This window comes from Paenibacillus sp. FSL R7-0216 (assembly GCF_037969915.1).
In the GTDB taxonomy this organism is placed as follows: domain Bacteria; phylum Bacillota; class Bacilli; order Paenibacillales; family Paenibacillaceae; genus Fontibacillus; species Fontibacillus rhizolycopersici.
In genome coordinates, this window is record NZ_CP150222.1 from 1042897 (window position 1) to 1068808 (window position 25912).

General features: G+C 51.2%; 21 protein-coding genes. 13 read left to right on the forward strand and 8 right to left on the reverse strand.

What is annotated here, in order from left to right; translation table 11 throughout:
• Positions 1-25 precede the first annotated feature (25 nt).
• On the forward strand, positions 26-1021 hold the full coding sequence (locus tag MKZ15_RS04425) for a tRNA-dihydrouridine synthase (protein ID WP_193415711.1): 996 nt from the start codon (positions 26-28) through the stop codon (positions 1019-1021).
• A gap of 82 nt (positions 1022-1103) precedes the next feature.
• Here MKZ15_RS04425 and MKZ15_RS04430 read toward each other — a convergent pair whose 3' ends face one another.
• A complete protein-coding gene (locus MKZ15_RS04430) occupies positions 1104-1682 on the reverse strand; it encodes a TetR/AcrR family transcriptional regulator (RefSeq protein WP_339820122.1) in 579 nt (192 codons plus the stop codon).
• Positions 1683-1790: 108 nt separating this feature from the next.
• Here MKZ15_RS04430 and MKZ15_RS04435 point away from each other — a divergent pair, with 108 nt between their 5' ends.
• Both MKZ15_RS04435 and MKZ15_RS04440 read left to right on the forward strand, forming a co-directional pair.
• On the forward strand, positions 1791-3215 hold the full coding sequence (locus MKZ15_RS04435) for an MDR family MFS transporter (RefSeq protein WP_339820124.1): 1425 nt from the start codon (positions 1791-1793) through the stop codon (positions 3213-3215).
• 161 nt (positions 3216-3376) lie between these two features.
• Positions 3377-5515, forward strand: a complete 2139-nt coding sequence (locus MKZ15_RS04440; protein WP_213623849.1) for an ATP-dependent helicase — start codon at positions 3377-3379, stop codon at positions 5513-5515.
• Positions 5516-5596: 81 nt separating this feature from the next.
• Here MKZ15_RS04440 and MKZ15_RS04445 read toward each other — a convergent pair whose 3' ends face one another.
• From MKZ15_RS04445 to MKZ15_RS04460, 4 genes are all read right to left on the reverse strand, one after another.
• A complete protein-coding gene (locus MKZ15_RS04445; RefSeq protein ID WP_213623850.1) occupies positions 5597-8089 on the reverse strand; it encodes a glycoside hydrolase in 2493 nt (830 codons plus the stop codon).
• Positions 8090-8104: 15 nt separating this feature from the next.
• Positions 8105-9112, reverse strand: a complete 1008-nt coding sequence (locus MKZ15_RS04450; RefSeq protein ID WP_339820128.1) for an ROK family protein — start codon at positions 9110-9112, stop codon at positions 8105-8107.
• Positions 9099-10961: a class I mannose-6-phosphate isomerase gene (locus MKZ15_RS04455; RefSeq protein WP_339820131.1), complete on the reverse strand. Its 1863-nt coding sequence runs from the start codon at positions 10959-10961 to the stop codon at positions 9099-9101. The genes MKZ15_RS04450 and MKZ15_RS04455 overlap by 14 nt, the downstream gene beginning before the upstream one ends.
• A gap of 124 nt (positions 10962-11085) precedes the next feature.
• On the reverse strand, positions 11086-12018 hold the full coding sequence (locus MKZ15_RS04460) for an AraC family transcriptional regulator (protein WP_339820134.1): 933 nt from the start codon (positions 12016-12018) through the stop codon (positions 11086-11088).
• Between the two features lie 167 nt (positions 12019-12185).
• On the opposite strand from MKZ15_RS04460, the gene MKZ15_RS04465 reads away from it, so the two are divergent.
• From MKZ15_RS04465 to MKZ15_RS04505, 9 genes are all read left to right on the forward strand, one after another.
• Positions 12186-13535 (forward strand): sodium-dependent transporter, encoded by a 1350-nt coding sequence (locus tag MKZ15_RS04465; RefSeq protein ID WP_339820137.1) that lies wholly within the window; start codon positions 12186-12188, stop codon positions 13533-13535.
• 419 nt (positions 13536-13954) lie between these two features.
• The gene (locus MKZ15_RS04470; RefSeq protein WP_193415703.1) at positions 13955-15592 is read left to right on the forward strand and encodes an MFS transporter; all 1638 of its coding nucleotides are present in this window, start codon (positions 13955-13957) and stop codon (positions 15590-15592) included.
• A gap of 263 nt (positions 15593-15855) precedes the next feature.
• Positions 15856-16083: a hypothetical protein gene (locus MKZ15_RS04475; protein ID WP_339820141.1), complete on the forward strand. Its 228-nt coding sequence runs from the start codon at positions 15856-15858 to the stop codon at positions 16081-16083.
• A 14-nt stretch (positions 16084-16097) separates the two neighbouring features.
• Complete coding sequence (locus tag MKZ15_RS04480; protein ID WP_244868552.1) at positions 16098-16355, forward strand: hypothetical protein; 258 nt, start codon at positions 16098-16100, stop codon at positions 16353-16355.
• 97 nt (positions 16356-16452) lie between these two features.
• Complete coding sequence (locus MKZ15_RS04485) at positions 16453-16794, forward strand: DUF485 domain-containing protein (RefSeq protein ID WP_193415702.1); 342 nt, start codon at positions 16453-16455, stop codon at positions 16792-16794.
• A gap of 5 nt (positions 16795-16799) precedes the next feature.
• Entirely contained in the window at positions 16800-18314 is a 1515-nt protein-coding gene (locus MKZ15_RS04490; RefSeq protein ID WP_193415701.1) for a cation acetate symporter, read from the forward strand.
• Between the two features lie 307 nt (positions 18315-18621).
• Positions 18622-19254, forward strand: a complete 633-nt coding sequence (locus MKZ15_RS04495) for a glycoside hydrolase family 11 protein (RefSeq protein ID WP_155606564.1) — start codon at positions 18622-18624, stop codon at positions 19252-19254.
• Positions 19255-19338: 84 nt separating this feature from the next.
• Positions 19339-20205 (forward strand): SUMF1/EgtB/PvdO family nonheme iron enzyme, encoded by an 867-nt coding sequence (locus MKZ15_RS04500; RefSeq protein ID WP_339820149.1) that lies wholly within the window; start codon positions 19339-19341, stop codon positions 20203-20205.
• A 105-nt stretch (positions 20206-20310) separates the two neighbouring features.
• Positions 20311-21018, forward strand: a complete 708-nt coding sequence (locus MKZ15_RS04505; protein WP_339820151.1) for a DNA alkylation repair protein — start codon at positions 20311-20313, stop codon at positions 21016-21018.
• Positions 21019-21304: 286 nt separating this feature from the next.
• Here the strand turns inward: MKZ15_RS04505 and MKZ15_RS04510 are convergent, their stop codons facing one another.
• On the reverse strand, positions 21305-21499 hold the full coding sequence (locus MKZ15_RS04510; RefSeq protein WP_193415697.1) for a hypothetical protein: 195 nt from the start codon (positions 21497-21499) through the stop codon (positions 21305-21307).
• 232 nt (positions 21500-21731) lie between these two features.
• On the opposite strand from MKZ15_RS04510, the gene MKZ15_RS04515 reads away from it, so the two are divergent.
• Positions 21732-22232, forward strand: coding sequence for a CarD family transcriptional regulator (locus tag MKZ15_RS04515; protein ID WP_213623857.1), 501 nt, complete (start codon positions 21732-21734; stop codon positions 22230-22232).
• An 82-nt stretch (positions 22233-22314) separates the two neighbouring features.
• Here the strand turns inward: MKZ15_RS04515 and MKZ15_RS04520 are convergent, their stop codons facing one another.
• Together MKZ15_RS04520 and MKZ15_RS04525 are read right to left on the reverse strand one after the other, a co-directional pair.
• Positions 22315-24093 (reverse strand): ABC transporter ATP-binding protein, encoded by a 1779-nt coding sequence (locus MKZ15_RS04520; RefSeq protein WP_213623858.1) that lies wholly within the window; start codon positions 24091-24093, stop codon positions 22315-22317.
• Complete coding sequence (locus MKZ15_RS04525) at positions 24080-25855, reverse strand: ABC transporter ATP-binding protein (RefSeq protein ID WP_213623859.1); 1776 nt, start codon at positions 25853-25855, stop codon at positions 24080-24082. Before MKZ15_RS04525 ends, MKZ15_RS04520 begins: the two co-directional genes overlap by 14 nt.
• Positions 25856-25912: the final 57 nt, after the last annotated feature.

The window sequence follows — 25912 nt, forward strand, 5'->3', positions numbered from 1 at the left end:
ACAAGGAGAGGATTGGAGTTAGAAGATGACGAATCATTTTTGGCGTGATTTACCACGACCTTTTTTTATACTTGCACCGATGGAAGATGTGACGCATGTCGTGTTTCGTCATGTCGTAAGTCAAGCGGGAAGACCGGATGTCTTCTTTACGGAGTTTGCCAATACAGAAAGCTATTGTCACCCAGAGGGGAATCATAGCGTACGGGGTCGTTTGCTTTTTACCGAGGACGAACAACCTATGGTGGCACATATATGGGGCGATAAGCCGGAGTATTTTGCAAAGATGAGTATCGATATGGCGAAGCAAGGATTCCAGGGAATCGATATCAATATGGGTTGTCCCGTTCCTAATGTAGCCTCCAATGGGAAGGGGAGCGGCTTAATTCTTCGTCCAGAGGTTGCCGCAGACATCATCCAAGCCGCAAAGGCAGGAGGATTGCCCGTAAGCGTCAAGACGAGACTTGGATTCAATCAAGTGGATGAATGGGAGGACTGGCTGACCTATATTTTGAGGCAGGATATAGCGAATCTTTCGATCCATTTGCGTACACGAGAGGAACTGAGCCAAGTCGATGCGCATTGGGAACTGATCCCTGAGATTAAGGCGCTTCGTGATCGGGTGGCCCCGCAGACCCTGCTTACGATCAACGGCGATATTCCGGATCGGCAAACAGGTCTGAAGCTGGCTGAACAGTATGGCGTAGATGGAATCATGATCGGACGAGGTATTTTTAAGAATCCATTTGCCTTTGAAAAAGAGCCGAGAGAACATAGCAGCACGGAATATCTTGATCTGTTAAGACTACAGCTGGATCTCCATGATCAGTACTCCGAACAACTGGAGGTGCGTCCCTTTAAGGCGCTTCATCGTTTCTTTAAGATTTATGTCAAAGGGTTTCGGGGGGCAAGTGAATTAAGAAATCTGTTGATGAGCACAACGTCTACCGATGAAGTACGTACGCTTCTGGACGAGTTTGCTCAACAGATGGAAGAGATGCCAGGAAGACAAGAATCAACTTAACGATGGCTATAACTTAAACAGCTGTTCACTAAAGCCTATTAATGGCGAAGTGAACAGCTTTTTTTATACCCGAACTTATGATTCACATCAATAACGGCAAAAATATGTCATCCACGATTTCCTCAATGGTTTCCCTGGAGACGGGTTCGGAGGTGATGAGCAGTTCATGACGGACAAGATCCACCGGCAGCCTTGTAATGCGCGGCGTGATTTTCTCAGGATGGATTTCTCCTCTCTCAGCAGCTCGATTCAAAAGAGTCGTCATTGAGTTAGTTCTCCGAACATTTAAAATTTCGGAGAAAGGGATGTCTGAGAGGACGGACATAAGGCCATGAATGGTTTTGGGTCCAATTTGGTGCAGCATGTCATTCAACTGATTTAGCACGAGGAGTAAATCGCTGCGTAGATTTCCGGTATCCGGGAGTTCCTCCGAAACAGCCGGTAAATGGTGTACGATGGCCGCCAGGACAAGCTCCTCACGATTTGGCCAACGTCGATAAATGACGGGCTTACTGGTTTGAGCGCGGGCGGCAACCCCTTCGATCGTAAGGCTATGAAAACCAACTTCCATCAGCTCGTCCCATGCGGCTTGAATAATGGCCGCCTCCAATTCTGTTCCTCTTCTTCTCGTCGATATTTCTCCTTCGTTGACCTTATTCATAAACGAACGAACCTCCAATAAAATACGTTGCGTTTCTTATTTGTTTATTATATCATGAATTCAAATAAGAAACGTTAAGTTTCTAATATGGTTAAGGAGTGGAATGAAATGGATAAACCAAGCGAACTTGCAGCTAACCCCCAAATAGACCCAGCCGTGATGAAAGTGGCATGGATTCTGCTGATAGGGCTGCTTGCCCCTTTATTCGATACTACCATAATGAACGTAGCCATCGATACCCTTGGAACTGCGTTACACGCTTCCGTTACAACGATTCAGTGGGTCATGACGGCATATTTACTTGCCATAGGGATGGTTATCCCTATTTCCGGCTGGGCGGTTGAACGATATGGTGGAAAGACAATGTGGTTATTGGCTTTGAGTTTATTTATGGCAGGTTCAGTATTATCCAGCTTGTCCTGGAATGTGGGAAGTCTCATTGCCTTTCGCGTGATTCAGGGTTTGGGCGGGGGGCTGATGATGCCCATCATGCAGACGATGATTGTTCGCGCAGCGGGTGGAGAGAAATTAGGCAGGTTAATGGCGATTGTGGGTTTACCGGTTCTGATCGGTCCGATTCTCGGCCCCGTTTTAGGCGGGATGATAATCCACGATCTGAATTGGCGTTGGATTTTTTATGTGAATATTCCGGTTTGCTTGATTGCGTTATTCCTTGCCGTTAGGGGTTTGCCCAAAGACGATGCCGCCAATCAACCTCAAAAGCTGGATCTGCCTGGATTATTGTTATTGTCTCCTGGTCTCGTGTTGATGATTTTTGGGCTAACCAAAGTCAGCTCGGAGCAGGGGTTCTCTCAAAGCTCCGTCCTTGTTCCGATGATTACTGGACTTCTATTTCTGATGGCCTTCGGTTTGTATGGGTTAAGAAAATCTCATCATCCTCTCATCGACCTACGGATATTTAAGAGCAAGTCCTTTACGGCGTCCTCCTGCCTTCTGTTTATATCGGGACTCTCCACTTATGCAGGTATGTTATTATTACCTCTCTACTATCAACAGGTACGCGGAGAGAGTGTGCTTGCTTCAGGGTTATTATTGATCCCTCAAGGCATAGGGATGTTATTGACGCGTTCACTAGCAGGGAAGCTAACCGATACCATCGGCTCACGTTGGGTGGTGCTCTGCGGTACTCTCCTGACATTACTCGGAACCCTCCCCTTTGCCTTGGGTGCAGCCGACACCAGCGAGGTTCTGCTCGCAGTATCCCTGATTGTTCGTGGCGGAGGACTTGGAGGCCTTATGCTCCCTATAATGGCAACCGCCTACGAGGGATTAGCCCAAGAGTTGATTCCGCATGCCAGCAGCGCTACCCGGATTCTCCAGCAAATTGGAGGCGCTTTTGGCGCTTCTGTTTTTGCCGTCATTTTGCAAAATCAAATCAAAACCGGATCCACTCGTGATATCACCATGCTGAATACGGCTTATCATCACACCTTTATGTGGTCCGTGGGGTTTACGATCCTATCCCTTCTGTTTATCGCCTTCTTGCCTAATAAAAGAGCAACCCAGAGTTAAACGCCAGAGGATACCCGGAGACGCTCTTGATCAGAACAGAGGTTTCCATATTCAGGCCAAAGGCAGGCACGTAACGGTTGTTCCGTACCTGATCGAAGGGTATAATGACCGGAGGAGCTTGAAAGCTATCTATCTATGAACGTTCGAAAGGGTCAGTCATCATGAGCATGGAATTAAATAGAATTCAGAAGCAAGCGGTCCTTCATACCGAAGGACCTTTGCTTTTGTTAGCTTCCCCTGGATCGGGGAAGACAACGACGATCATTAAGCGGATCGGATACCTGATCGAGGAGAAGAGGGTTCCCCCTGGAAGGATCAAAGCCGTGACCTTTAGCCGAGCATCGGCAAGCGATATGAAGGAGCGATTTCAATCTTTTTATCCACATCTCGCGCCCGTTGATTTCTCTACGATCCATAGCTTGGCTTACGAGGTGGTGCGGGAGCATTTCCGCGTGATCCAGACTCCATTTCAAATCATTGAAGGGGAAGTTAACTCTGCCGAGCTAGAAACCATAGTTTCGGAACAACAACCTTTGCATAAGAAGATTATTTTGCGGAATCTCTTTAAGGCGATTAGCGGAGAGAACATCACGGATGACCAGCTAGATGAGCTCACCACTTACATTAGCTTTATCAAAAATAAAATGATTCCGTCCGAGCAGTGGCCCACGGTGAAAGTCGATGTGCCCCATGCCGAACGGATTCTACGGGAATACGAACTCTTCAAGCAATCCGGAGCTCGGATGTTGCTCCTTGATTATGACGACATGCTGGTGGTTTGCGAGCAGATCTTGGCGAGGGAGGAAAGTTTGCTTCGCAAATATCAGGAGCGCTACGATTACGTTCTTACGGATGAGAGTCAAGATACGTCTAGGGTTCAGCATGCGATTATCGAGAAGCTGGTGCACAGGCATCACAATTTATGTGTCGTCGCCGACGATGATCAAAGTCTCTACAGCTGGCGAGGGGCGGACCCCATGTATTTATTGAACTTCAAGCAAGTGTATCCGGATGCGGTGACTTTGTACATGGAGCAAAATTACCGTTCGTCCAAGGAGATCGTGGAAGTAGCCAACACGTTTATCCAGCGAAATAAGGACCGCTACAACAAGAACATGTTTACGAAGAATCCTCCATACAAGCCTATCGAAATGCGGGGTTTGGACGATTACGGCAACCAGGCCAAATATCTAGTGCAGGAGATTCAACAACTCGAGGACCTTTCAGAGGTAGCCGTACTTTATCGAAATAACTCGTCGTCCATCGCTTTAATGAACGAATTCGATCGGGTCGGCATTCCTTTTTATATGAAAGACGCGGATAATCGGTTCTTTTCCCATTGGGTGGTTGAGGATATCCTTAATTTCATGCGGATGACGTTCACGGATAAACGTCCCGATATTTTGGAGAAGATTCATCTGAAATTCAATGGATACATTAGCAAGCAGCAGATGGCGGCCTTGCTTGAGATCCGGAATGACGAATCGGTATTCGATAATTTGCTGAATCGAGTACAGCTGCAGGACTATCAAGTAAAGCAGCTGCAGATGTGCAAGGAAACATTTCAGGAAATGAAGGGGATGCCGCCCCTGCCTTCCATACAGGTCATTCGAGATCGGCTGGGTTATGAGAAAGCCCTAGAGAAGATGTGCGAGCGGCTTGGGTTCCGTAAGGAATACCTGATCGGCATCCTGAACACGCTGGAGGAAATTGCGGCGGGGTTAACGACGATGGAGGAGTTTGCCAGCAGGTTAAAGTACTTGGAGTCTGCGTTGAAAACCTCAAGATCGAGGAGGGGACAGAAGGCCGTCACCTTCTCCACGATGCACAGTTCGAAGGGCTTGGAATTCGAAAGAGTGTATATGATCGACCTTGTGGAGGGGGTTCTTCCTTCCAAGGACGATAAAGGGAACACGGCGATGATGGAGGAGGCTACTCGATTATTTTATGTGGGGATGACCCGGGCGAAGCAGCATTTGGAGTTGATCACTTATAAGAAACGGGATGGGGCGGAAATGACAGAGTCACGGTTTATGACGGCGGTGAGGAATATTCAGGATCCTCCGAAGAAACCTGCAACATCGCATCCAGCTGCCGTTAAGCCCCCGATCAATCCGAATGCGATCCGTACGGAAAACGAACTCATCGTTGGGGAAACGGTTCACCACAGGGCCTTTGGAGCAGGTGTTATCGTGAAGGTGACGGATGAACGTATTCATATCCGGTTCGAAGCGGAAGAAAAGGCCTTATCGACGAGAACTTGCCTTGAAATGGGGTTGTTGGAACGGGAAAAAGGATGACATGACATATAGGGCGTCCGAAGGTCGGTTGACCTCGGGACGCCCTTTTTGTCGGTGAGGGGACGGTCTCTATTGAAGTTGCTACGATTGAATGCGGTGAACGGTGAATTGTCCGGTAGAGGCGTGAAGGGATCCCACCGTCTCTTGCGGATCAACCTGATGCAGGCGTTCAAGCGCATAGCGGAATTCATAGAAACCGCCCAGCGTGGCTTTGAAATTGGTTTCCCAATAGTTGGTCAGAATCCAAGCATACGTGCTGGGACGGCTGTCCTCGGATTGCATCGTATGAAGCTTCCGTGGCACATGTTCCAGAGTACCCAGCTGCAGTAATGGGGTATCCGTCATGGACAGAGCAAGAGCTCCCTGATCTTTGGCCGAGTGCCAGAACAAACCTTCCTGTACCGCGGTGTAATCCAGGCAGGAGCCGGGAAGCTGATCCTTCCATGGGCGAACGAGACAGCCGGCTTTCTCCACGTAAAGCTCTGCTTCCGGTCCCAGCGAGAAGGGGAGGGCTACATAAACGTTCTCCGGGAGCCATACGCTGTCCTTATGGAAGCGGACGGATACTTCAACCCGAGGCTGATTGGCGAACATTTTAAGATGTAGGGCGTAATAGCTGAGTCCTTTTACTTCATACACCAGCTCCACAAGCGCGTACAGAGGCCCATTGTCCAGCACCTTCACCTTGGTCAGGCGGCCGCTGTCTCGCTGAACATTTACCCCTTTCCGATTCCGGCCCATACGTGACCGTGTTGAACAGATCTGTGAAGGATTATGTTCATCCTGTGCAGGAGTCACTTCGTATACCGGAGTGAATGGCGCATGCTTGCGGTTCATGACCAGCAAATCGGCGGAAAGGGTTTTATCGATCCATGCCGTGATTCCTTCTTTGATTCTCCATTCGATCCGCATCGTGTCGGATTCCACGAATTCGTCTCCAATATGGATCGGATGCTTGGCTGAAGAGGCAGACCAGATATCGTAGACTCCTTCGCAGGGGATCGGTTCGGTATTCCGGGCCGTCACGATCTTATTCGAATCGGCGTAGAGTCCCGCGTTATCGACCGGATGAAGATGGAGCGTGCGGGACTCGCCTGGCAACAGCGTCAGTTCGGTGACGATGGCTTGCGTAGAGGACAGCTGGTACGGTATGGCTTGCCCCGTTGATTCATCGATGAGTAGGAACTCCTTTTGCAGTAGCACGGTTTCCCATCCATCCAGCGGAATCGTCACCAGAAGCGTTGCTTTGGCGGGCTCCGTATTTATGATCTCATATCGCAGCGGGCGTTTGGGAGCCAGGAGAGCTCCTTTTCGAGCGATCAACGCTTTATCCAAGGCACGGTAAGCCAACTTGCTGGCTTCAGCCGCATAAGACTGCTTACGAACTTCAAGCATCTGTACTTGCGGATGCCAAGGCTCATATACGGAGGAATGATATCCCCACGTATGTTCGGCGTACATCGTTAGCGCCTGCGACGCTTCGTCAATGTCGGCGAGACTTGCTGCTTCATGGTTTGGATCGAGTTTTTTTACTTTCCGCAGCGTCCGCTGGGCATCGCGGTAAATTTGGGTGTGCATCGCCGTGGAGGCAACGCCGTCGGTCCACCAGTCTGGCCAATCGCCCCGATGTATTGGGAGAGAAGACAGATCTTCCTGTTTCAACGTTGCGAAGAACTCGGAAAGCGTAGCCATCTTGATCGTAATGCGGTCGCCGTGTTGTTCGTTCCACTTCGCAATCCATTCCGCGATATCCGCATTCGGGGAAGCATTGTCCGTCCCCAGGCCGGAGACCATGATCGGAACGAAAGAATAGGGATACTGCTCCTGCTCCAGATTCCACAGATAACGGTGAATCCGTAAGGATGCGATCTCGTCATGACGAGGCTCCGGCTCCATCAGGAAATGCTGGATTTCGTCCTTGATGATATATTTTCCCAACGCGTCCGGACAGAATCCCAGCTCATTGCCGAACATGTAGTGCTCTCCGTTCCAGACGAGCAGCTTGACGCCGTCCGGCGTTTCCCACCAGAACGGGGTTTGCTTGCGACCGAGCGGGTACATGCCGTGATGCGTGTGGATACAGGAGAATAGATGCTCGATGTTGTTTTGCAGCAGGCTTGCGGCATAACCCCAGCCGTATCCATTGATATCAGCCGTCATGGCGCTGTCGATCCGGTGTCCGAACGATTTAGCGAACTGTTGGGCTTTGCTGTGGTTCCGAAGCAGGAGGTCAAAGTCGGGCAGCTCGGTCATGTTCAGGTAAGTTCCCGACAGCTCGATATTCCCTCGGGTCACAGCCTGCTGGAAGGCTTCCTTCTCCTCGGCCGAAGCGCTCTCCAGAAATCTTTCCACGGCCCAGAACGTTTCGCATGTCCATCGGAAGGATTTCCACTCCGGGCGTTCCCCGCGGTGGGCGGCTTCCGTAATCTTCAGGGCTTGGCGGATAAAATCGGCATGGTACTGTTCGATTCTCTCCTGACGCTCCGTATAGCCGATATCCGTGTGGGAATGGTGGATGACAAAGAGGGTCCAGGGACGGGCGGGTTTAGGTTCGTTTTTGCTGAGATGGTGCATATTTGAGATAACCTCCTAGTTTTGAAGTGAGGCGGACGGATGTCCATCCGTATTTTCGAATAGCCGATGAATGCCTTTAAATACGTCGGTGATCCCATCCTGCAACTGGATAACCGGAAGCGTGAACTCGCCAAGAGATTGCTGAAAGTCATCATCCCAGAGCGGGAAGCTGTTGGAGATCTGTCCCCCGAGAATAATGCGATCGGGCTTGAAAGCAGCAACATAAGGCAAAAGCATCTCTCCCAGCCGTCTGCCGTATTCATGGAATAATTCCAGAGTTTCTTTGTCTCCGTGTTTAGCTGCCTCCGCCAGATCCGCGACATCGGTGTTCTCCACAAGGAGTCCCCGCTCCTTCGCCATCCCAAGAATCCCTCTTCTCCCAAAATAGTCGTCAACGATCGCCTCCCGATAAGGTTCGGCGAACAGCATGCCGTTCAACGGAACTCCATCGGCGGAGGAGGCGAGTTGTCCGTTCTCGACAAAAGCGGAGCCCAAGCCGGTTCCAAGCGTGAGGCAGATCAGTCGTTCCGACGGGAAACGGAGGCCGACTCCGAGTCCGAATAGGTGGGCGTCATTCCCGAACCGGATTTCGGCTGAGGCGAGCAAATCGGTCAGGATGCCTGGTGTATGGGAAGAGAGTTGATGCAATTTCTCACGAAGCAGGTCCCGAACGGACAGCTTATACAGGGCTTCATATTTGCCGATCCCTTGAAGAAGCGCGACGCCTTCCTCATAATTGAACGGACCGGGAAAGGCAAATCCGATCCGGATTTTATCGTTATTACGCAAAGGTCCGTAAGCTGCGGTATAGTAGCTTAGCAAATGAAGGCATACTCCGGCAAAGCTGGCGATCGTGTTGGATGCAGACCCCTGGGATTCGGATGGTCGGCTCATGAACGAATCGGGTACGATCTCCCCGTTAACGAGAAGTGCCCCCTTTAGGACGGTTCCTCCGGCATCGAGCGTCAGCGTGATCAGGGTAGGGGCTCCCGCTTCGAGGTCCGGTCCGTTACTGAAGTTCATGGGAGGCCTCTTTGCTCGGATTCCAGGTTGGCGGAAGGAGAGGAAGGCTCCATTCCGGATTTACTCTAGCGGCTATAAGCGTACACGGGGAATCGGAGAGGTTCTCCAGACGGTATTCGCCTACGCTGGCCGGTACGATATAAGCTTCGGCATATCCCCATTCAACCGCTGCGGCTTCGTTGTCCGCCGGTACAAGACGGACACGTTCGCCATCCACCAGATTGTACATGACAAATTCGCCACGGGTATCCGCGTGCCAGGTATTCTGCAGGGACAGCCTGCTGACCTGGAACAGAAGATCGCCGCGTTGCCCCAGTAATTCTTCCGTGCTCCGGCCCTGTCTGCTAACAACAATCGGCCGAGCGATCAAACCGCCTTCGACGGCGGAGGTGTCCATGGCATCGTTGATATTATGCCGTGCGTGTTCGAGATTCATGGGACGTGGCTTGCCATCCGCATCCAGGCGCAGGTAATCATAGATTTTGAAAGTGAACCACCAGGTGGTTGAGGAAATCTCCAGAACCAGATTGTCTCTACCGGAGCAGTGCACTGTTCCCGGAGGAATGAGGTACAAATTGCCCTTCTCCGATTCGTATTCGTTCGCATAGGAAGACAACGTGAGCGGTTCTCTTGTCGAGTGGGTGTGTTCCACGGCTTCGAGCAGCTTCTCGCCGGTGACGCCTTCCTTTAATCCAAGATAAACCTTGGCCCCCGGTGCATTTCGCATGATGTAATAGGATTCCTGCTGCGTCATATGCTCGTTGAATGTAGATTCCACATACGCTTGTAGCGGGTGGACCTGGAGCGATAATTCCCCACCTTGCATCGTATCCAAGTAGTCGAACCGGATGGGAAAATAATTGCCGAACAGCCCTACATTACGCTCTCCCAAAATATCGTAGGGGGCTTCCTCCATAAGAAGGGTGAACGGTACTTCCAAGGGCATCCCCTGTACTTCGAAAAGAAGCGTATTCTCGGGAGCGATCGGTTCGAAGCTCCAGGCGCAGTTCGCCCATTCCTCCGGAAGGTCGCACAACTTCTTCAAATATTGCCCTCCCCAGATGCCGGGAGCAAAAAACGGCTTCACCCGGAACGGCTGCTTCGCCGCTTCTCGGAGTACGCTCTTTAATGCTACGACCGGCAGCCATACTGGAGCATCAGGACGATTCAAGTCCATATAGTAGCAAGCCTTCTTATTCGGATGCCCTCCATTCAGTGTCAGCCAGTCTTGGCGATAGGGCTCCCATACGGGCCATTCCAGGAACAGGCAGTGCTTGTAGGTCTCGACTTTGTCTTCCGATTCGCCGAAGCCAAAGCTACCCATCCGCTGGGCATGACGCAACTGTTGGTTTTCACGGGAATAGTCGGCAAAGAAAGCGAGATCGGGTTCCTTTCCGGCAAGAAGAGCGGCTCCTGGTCCGTAGAGAACATATATCCCGCCACCCGGTGCATGTTCAAGTGCTTTTTTCTCCAGGAATGCCTTGGCATCGTTCCGAAAATATCGCATAGGACGGATATCGTTTGCTTTATAGCCAAATGCCCGGTTATCCGTCAGGTAAGCCGCCATTTCCGAACGCAGTTCCCCTTCAGGCTTCACATATTTCGCTGTGAAATCGCTTGAGAAAGGAATACCTTCCTTTTCACAAGCTTGCCGCAGGGGTTCCAGCAAGGCGGAGAAATCAGCTCCGTGAGTCCCGTCAAGCGTGATATAGAAAGTGCCTGCAGTTTCTTGATAAGCGGATAGAATGAATGAACACCAGGAGCTCGTACCCCGCTGCATGAACACGGGGCTGTCTCGGAAGTGTAAGTTATTGATAGGATATTTTTGAAAAGCCGGTACAGGGTTCAAGATGGATGGATCCTCCCTTCTTCGGATCAGCTTACGGTCCTATTGTAGAAGCAGAAGGGAGAATCCGTCTTTATAAAAAGAGGAAGTGTTTTTGTACGATCAGGACATCGATTCTAGCGACAGGTTATAAATCGGAATCGTACCGTCCTTCGGTAAATTGCGAGCGCCGGAAGCGAGCAGGGGTTACGCCAAGCTTGGTCGTGAATACGCGCGTGAAATAGTGTATGGATTCAAATCCGCACAAAGCGGCAATCTGTTTAAGCTGAAGGTCTGTGTTCAAGATGAGGTTCTTGGCTTTTTGTACGCGCTGCTCCTGTACGTAATGCACAAAGGATTGGTGCCCGTAGTTGCGGAACAACCTCGTCAAATGGCGTGTTGTGATGTGCAGGTGACCGGCAACCCGTTCTAGGGATAGAGTCTCGCTCAGGTTATCCATGATAAACAATTCGGCCTGATGAACCATGAAGGCGCCTTCGTCATTCTTGTCCGTACCGCCCGTCTCATGATCGAAGCCGGGGCCGTGGGCGGTAAGGATGGACAAGATCAGGGACTCCGCCAAGCTGTGCAGCATGGGCGGCGGGTAATTTGCGCCGGCGGCAGACGAAGCAAACAGGGATAAGAGAGAGCGCCAGAGTAGTCCAGGCGTTTGGTCGGTCCCTTCTTGAAGCACAGGGATTCCCTGTTTGGCAAGCAGCTCGAAAGCGGCGGTATAAAGTTCGCTGCAAGCCGATTCCTCCGGATCGAAGGCGACGTAACACAACGCCAGCCCTTCCTTGCTCAAAATCCGGTGCGGGATTCCCGGTCTGGACAGAAACAGGGTCCCGGTTTGAAGCGGGAACTTCGTATGTTCTTCGAGGTAGAAGCCGGATCCTGTTAACACGTAACAAGCTTCGAAGAATGAATGCTTATGCTCCGTATTGTCGAAATGGCGGGGCATAAAGCCCCAATAGTGGATCTGAACGGCCATATCCGGCTGTTTGAGACTGCTTAGCGTTCGGTTCATGACGGAATTGGCCCGTCGAAACGACGGGATGAAGGATAACGGTTCTATGCTCATCAGAGGATTCCTCCCCGGTTGTATGATCTGATATGAATGGTAGGCCTTTGCCTTAGTGTAAACGATAAATCCCTTATATTGAAGGATCATTAACAAGAGAAACTTCATACCCCTCTGTCACGGTTTTTGATTATAATAGATGAATATATAAAAAATGGGGGATCACCATGAAACCATCACAAAACAACCTAGACCAAGGACGGAATGAACGCTTCTCTTCTACCGGTTTTATCTTGGCCGCCATCGGCAGTTCCGTGGGGCTGGGGAATATGTGGAAATTCCCATATATTACGGGGGAGAACGGTGGAGCCGCATTCTTCCTACTGTTTATCATCTGTTTGATTTTGATTGGCTTGCCTTTGCTTTTGGCGGAGCTGGCCATCGGGCGAGCAGGTAGAGGCAGCGCGTCCACGTCTTTTGTCAAAGCTGGCGGCCCTAAAGCTTTTGGCCTTCTCGGTTTGCTGCAAGTCATCGCACCTTTTCTGATTCTGAGCTTTTATGTCATCGTGGCCGGGTGGACACTACACTATGCTATACAGTCCTTCAGCGGAAATCTGTTTGCGAACTCCGACTACGCTGGACAATTCAGCTCGTTTACTGAAGGCTACATGCCGCTGGTATGGCAGGCCGTGGCCGTATTGATCACCGGGATCGTAGTGGGTAAAGGAATCTCCGGCGGCATCGAGAAATTTAATAAAGTGCTGATTCCGGGCCTGATCGTGCTTTTGATCATTTTGATGATTCGGGCTTTAACCTTACCGGGAGCTGGTGCGGGCGTATCCTTCTTCCTTCAGCCGGATTTCTCAAAATTAAGTCCGGAAGCGGCATTGGTTGCGCTGGGACATGCCTTTTTCTCGCTGTCACTTGGCATGGGGATTTTGCTTACCTACGGGGCTTATGTCGACAAGCGCCAATCCCTCGGTCCGGCTACCCTGGCGATTGGAGCGGGTGATTTGATTTACGCGTTTATTGCGGGGCTGATTATTTTCCCGACGACCGCCTCTTTTGGGTTGGAGTCTGATGCGGGGCCGTCTCTGGTCTTCATTGCGCTTCCTGCCGCGTTTTCGGCCATGCCGCTGGGAGCTTTCTTTGGCGGGCTGTTCTTCATCCTGCTGGCGATCGCGGCATTGACGTCTTCGGTATCGCTGCTTGAAGTCCCAGTAACTTACGTAATGGATCGTTGGGGCTGGGGCCGTGGAAAATCCGTGACGATCATCAGCGTTCTGGTTTTGTTGATCGGGCTCCCGTCGGTGTTCTCCTTTGGAGCCGTTCCGGTATTCACGGATATGGGTGGGAAGAGCTTCTTTGACTGGCTTGATTTCATGACCTCGAATATTTTGTTGCCGCTTGGTGGTTTGATTACCACGGTGTTTGCGGGATACTTCTGGAAGAATGCTGCGGAAGCCGCTGGGCTCAAGGCGGGCTGGTTCCGGGTATGGCTGTTTATGGTTCGCTATATTGCACCGGTTCTCGTATTTCTGGTTCTACTCCATACCACCGGGATTATTAAGTTTTAGGAAATCAAGCAGAGGGGGCGCGTTCAAAGCGTCCCTTTTTGGCTCGTCGAGCCTATGCGAAGAATCGCGGAAATGCGATAAGAAATTGCTAACTAGAGTTTAGCATCTTTATTGTCACAACCTTGGCGTCTAGCGTGTTAGGACCGATTCTATATATGAGATTAGGTAAGCTAACGGTGGTGAAAAGAGTATTTTCGCACCGGGGTTATCCGGGCTACGATTTCGGGCATATTACTGCTGTGGATCGGTGAAATCAGTCCGATCACTATCTCTTATTTCCGTCCGTTGGTGTCGGATCTGCTGCATTGGGGAAGTTACATAAATGGCTTGACCTACACTATAATTATGTTTATAGGCGCTTCGGTTCTGTTATGGCTTTATATATTAATGAAAATCTGGCTCAAGATGGAGGAATTGTTATGGCAAAACGCTCATCGCAGTTTTGGGCGATTTTATTGTTTTCGGTTGGCGTATTTATGGCGCAGCTTGATAACGGGATTATCAGCGCAGCGCTTACGACGATCAACCGTTCTTTTGACGTGTCCGCCAACTGGGGCGCATGGGGGATTACGATTTACACGTTGGGCCTCGCGATCAGCTTGCCAATCGTAGGGAAATTGTCGGACCGCTATGGTCGCAAGAAACTATTTATTATCGAAATTGCTCTGTTTGGATTAGGCTCTTTATTGGTTGCGCTTAGCCCTTCCTTTGGCTTTTATTTATTTGCTCGCGTCGTGCAGGCCTTAGGAGGCGGCGGGATTTTCATTATCGGCAGCTCACATATCTTGAGTACGGTTGAGCCGGACAAACAAGCTAAATATTTAGGCTTGCTTGGCGCCATGAACGGGGTTGCTGCCGTTCTTGGACCGAATATCGGCAGCTTGCTTCTGGATTTAACGGGGAAATGGCATGTGTTGTTCTTGATCAACGTCCCGATCGCCATTGTGCTGTTTCTATTGGGGCTGCGGAAGCTAGAGGAATCGTCGGATCCGTCGCCAGGACGGCTTGACCTCATCGGTACGATCATTTTATCGCTGGGCATCTTGTCCCTGATGCTAGGACTTACGAACATCGACATTAATTTTGCGGAAAGTCTGACGCGCCCGAATGTGTGGGGATATTTGCTTGGCGGGGTTGTGCTGTTTACGATACTGCTGTTCTTTGAAGGGAAAATGGAACGGGATCGATCCGGTGATCCAATCCTGCCCATTCGTCTGATCAAGCAGCCCAGATACCTGATGGTCCTGCTGATCGGTACCTTATCGGGCGGTCTGCTGGCTGCGATGATCTATATCCCGTCCTTTACCGAGCAAGTGCTTGGTATTTCGGCCGAAAACTCGGGGTATTGGATGACGCCGCTGGCGGTGGCTGCCGGATTAGGAGCAGGGTTAGGCGGTATACTAGTTTCCAAACGAGGTCCGGTATTTACAGTGATTATGTCCGGAGTGATCGCAGCTATCGGTTTTATGCTCTTCCCATTATGGCTTGAAACCAGATGGCAATTTATCGTAGCCAGTGCCATCGCTGGCGTCGGCATTGGGGTCATTCTGGGGGCGCCGCTCAACATTTTGGCAACGGAAGGCTTGAAGAAGGATAAGGGTTCGGCCCTAGCCTCCTTGTCGCTGCTCCGCCAAATCGGGATGACATTGGCCCCGGCGATCTATGCTGGATTTATCGCCCGCGCGTTCAACAATATGGGTACACTGTTTGCTGAGAAGTTCCCAGGCATTTTGCAACAAAATCTGGCTAGCGTCACGTTGTCAGCCGACGCACAGGCAGAACTTGCGCAGATCGGGCAGCAGATGGCCTCAGGATCCTCTGGCGTGTCGGAAGGTCAGCTTTCCGAGATGCTTCAAGCGATCCAGGATCCTACGCTGAAGCAAGTGCTTGCTGACAGCGTGACTGAGGTAACGAAGATGGCCGCCCAGACGGGGTTTGGCGGACTTTATTGGACTGCGGCCATATTGGGGATAGGCATCATCGTCGGTGCGATTATCTTGATCCCTTTAAGAAAAAAGAGCTTGCAAGGCGGGGAAGTAAAAGAAGAGACGTTATAAGCAGAAACGTTATAAGCAGAAACAAAACCCAACTTTGAATGCTTGAAGACACCTGAGCAAGAATGCAGGTGTCTTTTTTATCGTTTTTTAGCGGAGGCCAATCGGTTGAGAACACTTGAAACGAACCGCAAAGTTAGGTGCGGCAACACCCCGTATTTCTTTTCTATAATGAAACTCGGAATACAACTTGACGCGATCCGTCTCTACAATGAAATTAGACAGGGGCTTGTAGGACAAAGGCCGGACGGTCAGGAGGTAGAGTCATGGAGGATCTTAAGAGGCAACAACTGCTCGAGAAGAATGAGAACATCATCCGTATGGTGATTGAACGTGCCCAGCGGGATTTCTCAGAGGATATTGCCATCATTGGGGTGACAGATTCGTTTCGCACAGGCGATTATCATGAGAAAAGCGACCTGGACCTGATCGTCATCAATAACACGGATCGGGGACATACGAGGAGTTGTGGTGCAACTACCGCAACAAGATGATTGCCAGTACGGGGATGAAAGACAAATCCTACGCCTTTCATGCGGCAATGGGGGCGCAGAGTTTCCTGGATGAAATGACACAGTTGATTGGAACTCCTAAGTACGTGCTCATGGCCTATTTTGATGCCGATCATCTGGATGGGGTGAAAGGTCAATTTCTGCGGGTGATGGAGGATTATCTGGAGGAACACCACAGAGTGGGAAGAGGAGTGAACCGCTACGATACGTTTGAGCAGCTCTATGATCAATATATGAAAAAGTCGGAAGGTTAAAATTTGAACGTTTAGCAAGCCGAATCCTGCATAAAATGAGTTCGAAGCGCTTACATATAATGGGTGTTCTTCAAAGTTCATGATTGGAGGGGAAGGTATGGGTGCGAAAGGCGCAAAAAGCACAAAGGGCGCAAAAAGCGCGAAAGGAAAAAGCTACACCGAGGTGTGGCATTCCGCCAAGTTCAAAACGCTGATCTCCCGCAAGAAAAAGTTCATTATCCCGTTAACTGTATTTTTTCTGCTGTTTTACTTTGCGCTCCCGATCATGACCTCGTATTCGGAGGTGCTGAATCGACCGGCGATCGGCCCGATTTCCTGGGCGTGGATGTTCGCGTTCGCTCAGTTTGTGATGACGTGGGCGCTCTGTATCCTATACTCGCGCGTTGCAAGGCAGTTTGACCGGTTGGTGGATGATATCCGGCGGGAAATGGGGGCGTAACGATTATGGCGTTCACTTTATTTTGCACGATTGTGCTGTTGACGCTGGTCATTACCTATTTTGCCGCGAAAAAAACAAACAACACCAGCGAATTTTACACGGCGGGCGGCGGGCTGAAGGGCTGGCAGAATGGGACGGCCATCGCTGGCGATTATATGTCTGCGGCGTCATTTCTGGGCATCGCCGGGTCCATCGCCTTGGTCGGCTTCGACGGCTTCTTCTACAGCATCGGGTTTCTCGTTGCGTACCTCGTCGTGCTGTACCTGGTTGCCGAGCCGCTCCGCAACTTGGGTAAATATACGGTTGCCGACATGATTGCGGCCCGTTTTGCGAATAAAGAAGTGCGCGGCTTCGCAGCCCTGAATACGATTGCCATCTCGATCTTCTACATGATTGCGCAGCTCGTTGGAGCGGGGGCGCTGATCAAGCTCCTGCTGGGCCTCGATTTCGTCACCTCGGTGCTGATCGTTGGCGTGTTGATGACCGTCTATGTCGTATTCGGCGGGATGCATGCCACGAGTTGGGTACAAATCACCAAGGCGGTTTTGCTGATGGGTGGCACTTTTGTCATCTCGCTGATGGTCTTCGCGAAGTTCGATTTCAGCCTGACCGGCATGTTCGAGCAGATGAAAACGGCAACCCCATTAATGGAGAACTATCTGAACCCGGGCAACAAGTACAAAGTGCCGCTAGAAACGATATCGCTCAACTTGGCATTGGTGCTGGGCACTGCCGGGCTGCCGCATATTCTAACCCGATTCTTTACGGTCAAGGACGCCCGCACGGCACGCAGCTCCGTGGTCTACGCCACCTGGATCATTGGCATCTTCTACGTCATGACGATCTTCCTTGGCTTCGGGGCTGCGGCGTTCGTCGGTACGGAGGAGATCACGGCCGTCGACAAGGCCGGAAATATGGCCGCTCCGCTCCTGGCTAAGGCGCTTGGCGGCGATTTCCTCTTCGCGTTTATCTCGGCGGTGGCCTTCGCCACAATCTTAGCCGTTGTCACCGGTCTCGTTCTGTCGGCGGCGTCGGCCTTCGCACACGATTTCTACGGACAAATCGTCCGCCGCGGCAACGCGACCGAACGGGAACAGCTGCGCATGGCCCGCTGGGCTTCGATCGGCGTATCGATCATCTCGATCGTGCTAGCCCTGTTCGCCCAGAAGATGAATGTGGCTTTCCTCGTCTCCTTGGCTTTTGCCGTCGCGGCAAGCGCCAACCTGCCGATCATTCTGTTCACCGTGTTCTGGCGTAGATTCAACCGCACGGGGGCGATCTCCGGCATGCTGGTCGGCTTGCTCAGTACGGTTATTCTCGTGGCACTGAGCCCGAACGTATGGGATCCGGAACCGGGCAAGGCGATTTTGACCGGAACAGCGATTTTTCCGATGACGAATCCGGGGATTATCTCGATCCCACTGGGCTTCCTTGCCGCATTTGTCGGCACGCTCCTTTCCCCAAGCAAGGACGAGGCGAAATACGCCGAGGTTCTCGTTAAGGCAAACACCGGAGTTTAATGCACGGCAACTTCCATATGAAAGCTGATCCCTATCCACAAGACGACTCCGTTGGGGTCGTTTTTTACTTTCCAAATCGCTTGATTCTATCAATCTATGTAAAAAAGAAGATAAAACCTTTATTTTGCGAAGTGAAATGTATGCGCTTACCTTCTATAATTTTCTAGTAAAGGGGGTGATAGTTAAATGTTTCTAGATTATGACACAAGGTAGGTGGTGCCCCACAACAGCAAAGACGCATCTCGGTATGAAGCAGGGAGAAGGAACGGTTTTTTTAAAAAAATAGAGTTCTGAGGAGGAATTGATCATGAAATTGAAAAGAAAGATGTTGACTTTACTCCTGACAGCTTCGATGAGTTTCGGTTTGTTTGGGGCGACCTCAAATGCAGCGACGGATTATTGGCAAAATTGGACAGACGGCGGCGGGACGGTGAATGCGGTAAACGGGTCTGGGGGCAATTACAGCGTCAATTGGTACAATACCGGGAACTTCGTGGTCGGCAAAGGCTGGAATGTAGGTTCGCCGAATCGGACGATCAACTATAACGCCGGTGTATGGGCTCCTTCGGGTAACGGATATTTGACGCTTTACGGATGGACCAGAAACTCATTGATCGAGTATTACGTTGTGGACAGCTGGGGCACGTACCGACCGACCGGCACTTATAAAGGTACGGTGACCAGTGACGGAGGCACCTACGATATTTATACGACGATGCGTTACAATGCGCCTTCGATCGACGGTACGCAGACGTTCCAACAATTCTGGAGCGTTCGGCAATCCAAAAGACCAACCGGCAGTAACGTTGCCATCACTTTCAGCAATCATGTGAATGCTTGGAAGAGCAAAGGCATGAATCTGGGAAGCAGCTGGTCCTACCAGGTTCTGGCGACGGAAGGCTATCAAAGTAGCGGAAGCTCCAACGTGACGGTGTGGTAACCGGTTAATCGCTGAACTTTGTGAGAAGGCCGTTCGGTGTCCGCCGGCGGCCTTGTCGATCTTTCAATCAAAGGAGAGTTACCCATGAGGAAGCGATGGATGTATCTGTTTCTGTTTCTCTCGATGTTTGTGCTGATCACGGCCTGCTCGCAGGTTGGCTCAGGACAATCAGATCGGCTGAAGGATCGCTTCGTGCTGGTCAAAGGCGGGCAGGTGATGAACCCCCTTTCCAACTACTACGGTTCGAGCGTATCGCTAGAGGATTTTTATATCGGGAAATATGAAATCACCCAAAAGGAATGGACGGAAGTGATGGGGAGTAACCCATCCCAAATTCAAGGCAACGATTTACCAGTGGAAATGGTCAGTTGGTACGACGTGATCGAGTATTGCAATCAGCGTAGCATACAAGAGGGATTGACACCTTTTTACCATATAGATAAGAGCAAGATAGACCCGAATAATCAAAGCGATAACGATCAACTGAAATGGCTCGTCACGATTAATGCGGAGGCGAACGGGTACCGACTACCAACAGAGGCGGAGTGGGAATATGCGGCTGGCGGCGGTCAAGAGAGCAAAAGTTTCAAATACAGCGGAAGCTCCCGCGCGGACGATGTGGCTTGGTATTGGCGGAACGTCGGGGATAAATACCTGACCGGAGACTGGAACTGGCCGATCATCGAGAGCAATCATGGTCAACCCAAGCCTGTCGGTGGCAAGAAGCCCAATGAGCTGGGGCTTTACGATATGTCCGGCAATGTGAGGGAATGGTGCTGGGATTGGTACGGGGACGATGTGAGCCGGAGAGAGGATCGCGGTTCCTTTCGAGTGGTCAAAGGTGGCGGTTGGATCGGCGATATTCGCAGCAGTGAGGTGTCGTTTCGCGGGAAGTTTGAAGCGAACGGCTTTGGTCCGGATCAAGGGTTCCGTTTGGCACGCAGCAAATAATACGGCAGGACGCTCAACAACCCGGTCAGGGATTTGAATCTAGCCCTCCTAACGTAGTAAGCTAGACGAAAGAATCCATGCGGGATGAAGGGAGCTGGCCCAACGATGAATCTGGAAACCGTAATGCAGGAGCTAGAAGCGCTTGGTAAGGAGCGTCTCAAGAAAATGTACATGTCTAACGGCGCGCGGGAGCCGCTGTTTGGCGTAGCGACTGGAGATATGAAACCGTTATTCCGGCAAATCAAAATCAATCAGCCTTTGGCCGAACAGCTTTATGCGACGGGAAACTATGATGCGATGTATTTTGCGGGGATCATTGCCGATCCGAAAGCGATGACGCACGCGGATTTCGAGCGATGGATCGAGGGCGCCTACTTTTATATGCTATCGGATTATGTGGTGGCTGTTACTTTGGCGGAGACGGATATTGCGCAGGAGGTTGCCGACAAGTGGATCGCCAGTGGGGACGAGCTAAGAATGTCGGCGGGTTGGAGCTGTTATTGCTGGCTATTGGGGAGCCAGCCGGACAGCAAATTTGCCGAGAGCAAACTCGCAGGTATGCTAGAAACGGTGAAGAACACGATCCACGAGGCGCCCGAACGAACGAAATCCGCGATGAACAACTTTATTTACACCGTCGGGATTTCGTATATGCCGCTCCACGCGCAAGCGGTCGAGGCCGCCAAGGCGGTCGGTCCGGTAGAGATGAAACGGGAGAATAAGAAAAACACCTTCCTGAACGCCACGGAAACGATCCAAAAATCGCTGGATCGCGGACAGCTTGGATTTAAGCGGAAGTATGTGCGTTGTTGATGCGGAGTGGGAACGACAAGCTACAAGCTATATAACGCGTACCGCCGTTGGGTACATTCTATATGAAATTTCGAATAGAATCCGCTGGTTTCACCGTTTTTGAACGATTGTATTCGAAATATCATACAGATTTATGCTTGATCCGGTTCGAATCCAAGATTCTGTATGAAAAATCGAATACAATCCGCCAACTCCGACGATTCCGGCAAAATGAATTCGAAAAATCATATAGATTCATCTCACCTTGTAACTCCATGCTCCGAGAAAATTCAAGCTGACAGCCGAGTTAATCCGGCTTCCCATTCAACGTCGGCGGATCCTCCGGTCTCATCTCCGGGCCGAATTCGTCCACCGCTGCGGCGGGGTTGCCGTCTTGGTTCCAGGCGTCCTTCGTCATGAAGGCGCCTTTTCGGCCTTCATCGGTGGAATCCTTGGCCTTTGCTCGTTTCAGCTGCTGTTTGGCGTTCTCGTTTTCGCTCATCGGTACACCTAACCTCCTAAGGGATTATCGAATAAAATTTAGTATTTCCTAAATAAATGACATGAACCCCGTTATTTAGTCTATAATGGAATTATAGGTACATCCTTAGGGTGATAAATAACCAAACGGCGAGTTCTCGGACACCGTTTCACTCAGATAGAGTGGGCGGTGTTTTTATATTTTAGGGTCCAGATTCAAGGTTTCTCATCAGAAGACTAAAGGAGGAAGGCATATGTTTGCGGTAAATGAGTATGTGATCTACGGAAGCAATGGGGTCTGCCAAATTAAAGACATTTGCACGCCGCCGGGAGTGGAGGGGGACCGCAAGTATTATCTGCTCAACCCGATTTATCTTAAAGGAACTACGATTTATACGCCGGTCGACAATTTCAAGGTGATCATGCGCAGCATCATTTCGCGAGAAGAATCAGAGCGTCTGATCTCCCGAATTCCAAGCATTGACGTGACCTGGATCAGCAACGATAAAGCCCGGGAAGCCAGCTGCAAGCAAGCGATCGGCACAGGCGATTACGTGGAGTGGATCAAGGTCATCAAAGCGATGGTGCACAAAAAAAGAGAGCAACACGGTTTAGGCAAAAAGCTGCGGCAATCGGACGAACGGCTATTGAGCTCGGCTTCTGAGAATTTGCACGGCGAGTTGGCGATCGCCTTGGACATTCCCAAAGAAGAGGTTGAAGAATATATCGAAAACCGAATCGGCCAATACGAATAACGGATGGATGTCATCCGGGAATAAACAAAAGGCAATTCCGGTAGCCCTGAATAGGGCTTCGGAATTGCCTTTCTTTGCGTAATTACACAGCTTCCATCTTCTGCGCCGTATACAAGCGGTAGTACAAACCCTTCTTCGCCATCAGCTCATCATGCGAACCGGACTCGGCGATCCCTTTGTCAGACACGTACATAATGCGGTCGCAGTTCTTCACGGTCGACAGCCGGTGCGCGATGATGAACGAGGTGCGTCCCTTCAGCAGCTCGTTCAAGCCTTGCTGGAGCAGGCGCTCCGTCTTGGCATCGATCGAGGAGGTTGCTTCGTCCAGGATCAGGATGCGCGGATCGGCCAGCAGGGTCCGGGCGAACGAGATGAGCTGGCGCTGTCCTTGGGATAACTTCGAGCCGCGTTCGTTAACCTCGGTTTGGTAACCTTCCTCGAACTCGCGAATGAAATCGTCGGCACAGACCGTTTTGGCTGCGGCGATAATCTCCTCTTCCGTGGCATCCAGCTTGCCGTAACGGATATTATCCATGATCGTGCCGGAGAAAATAAAGCTGTCTTGCAGCATGATCCCCATCTGGCTGCGCAGCGACTTCAGCGTCACCTGCGAGATATCGTGACCATCGATCAGGATCTCGCCGTCGGTCAAGTTATAGAAGCGCGAGATCAGGTTGACGACCGTGGTTTTGCCCGCACCCGTCGGACCGACGAGGGCGATGCTCTCCCCGGCCTTCACGTCGAAGTTCAGGTGCTCCAGAATGTTAAGGCCTGGATCGTAGGCAAACGTCACGTCGTTGAACTTGACGTTACCCTTCACCGACGGAAGTTCCTTCGCCTCCGGTACGTCGCTGACCGTCACTGGCTCATCCAGCGTTTCGAAGATCCGCTCAAGGTAAGCAACGGCGTTAATAAAGTTGTTGTACAATTGCGACAGGTTGAGGATTGGCTGCCAGAACCGGGCTGCATAGCTGCTCATTGCAAGGATGACCCCAAAGGTCACGCCTTGCGGCCCCATCGCAAGCAAACCGACCAAATAGATGAGCGTCGTCACGATCGTCGCCAGATTGTCGACGGTGAACGGGATCAGAGCGTTGTAACGCAGTGCCCGCATCCATTCCTTGCGGTAGTTCCCGGCCAGACGAGTGAAGATGCCTTCGTTATGCTTCTCGCGGGAGAAAATCTGCGTGACGCCAATCCCGCTGATGCTTTCCTGCAAATAGGCGTTCATATTGGAGCTTTTGTTCGAAACCGCCTGCCATGCCCGGCGCTGCCGGGTTTTGATCAGCAGCATGACGCCGAGGAACACCGGCAAACCGGCCAAAGTGACCAGAGACAACCGCACATCCACCGCGAACATAAAGGCGGCGATAAAGATCAGGTTGACGATTTCCAGAATGAAGTTGATGATCCCGTTGGACAAGACGTCCGATACGGCGTTGACGTAGTTGACGACACGGATCAGGATTTTCCCTTGAGGGCGGTCGTCGTAATATTTAAACGGCAGATTCTGCAGATGCTTGAACAAATCCGTGCGGATATCGAAGATGATATCCTGCCCGACCCGGGTCATAATCCGGGAGCGAATGGTCGCCAGCTCGACGCTGACCACGATCGTGAGCAGCATGAGCAAGGACCACCAGATCAATGCGCCGAAGGCTTTCTCCGGAATCGTCACGTCGACGACGTGTTGAATAATGAGAGGCGCCGACAGCGCGATTGCAGCTGACAAGGCGCTCAGCACAAACGCCAAGATCATCGGCTTCTGCTGTTTCCGGATATAAACCATGGCTCGCCTGAAATGCTTGATGTCAAAGGGAGACTCCAGGTTTTCATCGACATCGAATTTATTCCTGGCCATGAGCGCTCACCTTCCTTCCGATACCTTCGTTTTGAAGCATAAAGACCTCGTAATAATAGCCGCGCTTGGCTAGCAATTCGGCATGGGTGCCTTCCTCGATCAGGCGACCGCCGTCCAGGATCAGAATGCGGTCGGCTTCGGCCGTCGTGGACACGCGCTGGGCAATGATCAGCTTCGTGCACGGGAAGTCTAGCTCGCGCAAGCTCTTCTGAATATGCTCCTCGGTTTCGAGGTCAACCGCAGACGTGGTATCGTCGAGGATCAAGATCGGCCGACGCACGGCAAGGGCCCGGGATAGCGCAATCCGCTGCTTCTGCCCGCCGGACAAGCCGACACCACGTTCTCCGACGATCGTATCATACCCTTCCGGCATCTTCGTGATAAAATCATGCGCCGCAGCCAACCGAGCATACTCGACCGTTTGTTCCTCCGGTAACTCGGGATCACCATACGCGATATTCCCGTCAATCGTATCGGAGAAGAGCAGCACATCCTGGGTTGCGATGCCGATGTTGCTGCGGAGCTCGTCGAGCTCCAGCTTGCGTACGTCGACGCCGTCAACCAATACTTGCCCGCCGGATACATCGTAGAAACGCGGGATCAGATTCACGAGGGACGTTTTACCCGATCCGGTGGAGCCCATGATCGCGACGGTTTCGCCGGGTTTAACTGAGAAGCTAATATCGTGAAGCACTTCGCCGCCGTCATATTTGAAGCGGACGTGATCGAAATCGATTTGTCCTTCATAACGACGTTTCTCGGTAGCCTTGTGTTCGTTCACAATGTTTGGTTTCGCGTAGTAAATTTCCACGATTTTGCTTAAGCTCGCGAAGAAACGTTGAATATCATTAATGATAATACCGATATTGCGCATCGGGTTAGAAATCGCCCAGATCAGCGCGGAGAACGCGGAGAATTCCCCAAAGGTAATTCGTCCCTGCATCACGAAGTAGCCGCCGGCCAGCATCAAAATGACGTTAAACGCCTGCGCGAACGTCTCCAGATAAGGGAAGTAGTCCAGCCACACGAGCGCAGCTTTTTTGTTGGCTTGGGAGAAGTGGATGTTCTTGTCCGTAAACTTCTCGATTTCGTATTCCTCGCGGGCAAAGGCTTTAACGACACGGTTCCCCGAGATATTCTCCTGGGTGGTCGTGTTCAGCTGAGACAACCGCTCGCGCAAGTCGATGTACATCGGACGGACCTTCTTCGCGAAAATGTAAGCCACGACGAAGATCGGAGGTGCCAAAACCAGCAGCCACAACGTCAACACGGCATCGATCGTGAAGAAATAAATGACGGCCGCAAGGAAGATCGTGACCGACTCGATAATCGTCTTGATGATCCACGCCATGGAGTGGCGAACCATGTCCAGGTCCCCGGTCATCTTGGTCATCAAGTCCCCGGTCCGGTTATGGTCGTAATATTCCATATCCTGGCCTTGGATTTTGTTGTACAGGTAGATGCGGACTTTGTACAACATATTTTGCGAAGCCTGCTCGTATTGCATCGTTGTTAGATAAGCAAGCCCCGTGCGTAGTAAGGAAAAACCGATCATGCCCATACAGAGCATGATGAGCAGTCCTCGTTCCTGCGTTAGATTTTGTGCCGCATTCTCACCCGTGATAAACGTGTCGACAATGCGTTGGCCTATGTATGGATTGATAATCATGAGCGAAGAGCCCACGACGGAAAGCACTAGCGCCGTAATGTACCTGGCCCGGTTGCCCTCCAAATTCTGCCATAGCCATTTGAGTTCGAACATCTGATCACCCGTTTCTGTTTGTTCTTGCAAGCTGCCGGATGGCAATCCGTTTTCGCA

What these genes read in the sequence shown, in the direction of transcription:
- MKZ15_RS04425 (WP_193415711.1), top strand. Translation starts at nt 26, where the DNA reads ATGACGAATCATTTTTGGCGTGATTTACCACGACCTTTTTTTATACTT.
- MKZ15_RS04430 (WP_339820122.1), bottom strand. Translation starts at nt 1,682, where the DNA reads ATGAATAAGGTCAACGAAGGAGAAATATCGACGAGAAGAAGAGGAACA.
- MKZ15_RS04435 (WP_339820124.1), top strand. Translation starts at nt 1,791, where the DNA reads ATGGATAAACCAAGCGAACTTGCAGCTAACCCCCAAATAGACCCAGCC.
- MKZ15_RS04440 (WP_213623849.1), top strand. Translation starts at nt 3,377, where the DNA reads ATGAGCATGGAATTAAATAGAATTCAGAAGCAAGCGGTCCTTCATACC.
- MKZ15_RS04445 (WP_213623850.1), bottom strand. Translation starts at nt 8,089, where the DNA reads ATGCACCATCTCAGCAAAAACGAACCTAAACCCGCCCGTCCCTGGACC.
- MKZ15_RS04450 (WP_339820128.1), bottom strand. Translation starts at nt 9,112, where the DNA reads ATGAACTTCAGTAACGGACCGGACCTCGAAGCGGGAGCCCCTACCCTG.
- MKZ15_RS04460 (WP_339820134.1), bottom strand. Translation starts at nt 12,018, where the DNA reads ATGAGCATAGAACCGTTATCCTTCATCCCGTCGTTTCGACGGGCCAAT.
- MKZ15_RS04465 (WP_339820137.1), top strand. Translation starts at nt 12,186, where the DNA reads ATGAAACCATCACAAAACAACCTAGACCAAGGACGGAATGAACGCTTC.
- MKZ15_RS04470 (WP_193415703.1), top strand. Translation starts at nt 13,955, where the DNA reads ATGGCAAAACGCTCATCGCAGTTTTGGGCGATTTTATTGTTTTCGGTT.
- MKZ15_RS04475 (WP_339820141.1), top strand. Translation starts at nt 15,856, where the DNA reads ATGGAGGATCTTAAGAGGCAACAACTGCTCGAGAAGAATGAGAACATC.
- MKZ15_RS04480 (WP_244868552.1), top strand. Translation starts at nt 16,098, where the DNA reads ATGAAAGACAAATCCTACGCCTTTCATGCGGCAATGGGGGCGCAGAGT.
- MKZ15_RS04485 (WP_193415702.1), top strand. Translation starts at nt 16,453, where the DNA reads ATGGGTGCGAAAGGCGCAAAAAGCACAAAGGGCGCAAAAAGCGCGAAA.
- MKZ15_RS04490 (WP_193415701.1), top strand. Translation starts at nt 16,800, where the DNA reads ATGGCGTTCACTTTATTTTGCACGATTGTGCTGTTGACGCTGGTCATT.
- MKZ15_RS04495 (WP_155606564.1), top strand. Translation starts at nt 18,622, where the DNA reads ATGAAATTGAAAAGAAAGATGTTGACTTTACTCCTGACAGCTTCGATG.
- MKZ15_RS04500 (WP_339820149.1), top strand. Translation starts at nt 19,339, where the DNA reads ATGAGGAAGCGATGGATGTATCTGTTTCTGTTTCTCTCGATGTTTGTG.
- MKZ15_RS04505 (WP_339820151.1), top strand. Translation starts at nt 20,311, where the DNA reads ATGAATCTGGAAACCGTAATGCAGGAGCTAGAAGCGCTTGGTAAGGAG.
- MKZ15_RS04510 (WP_193415697.1), bottom strand. Translation starts at nt 21,499, where the DNA reads ATGAGCGAAAACGAGAACGCCAAACAGCAGCTGAAACGAGCAAAGGCC.
- MKZ15_RS04515 (WP_213623857.1), top strand. Translation starts at nt 21,732, where the DNA reads ATGTTTGCGGTAAATGAGTATGTGATCTACGGAAGCAATGGGGTCTGC.
- MKZ15_RS04520 (WP_213623858.1), bottom strand. Translation starts at nt 24,093, where the DNA reads ATGGCCAGGAATAAATTCGATGTCGATGAAAACCTGGAGTCTCCCTTT.
- MKZ15_RS04525 (WP_213623859.1), bottom strand. Translation starts at nt 25,855, where the DNA reads ATGTTCGAACTCAAATGGCTATGGCAGAATTTGGAGGGCAACCGGGCC.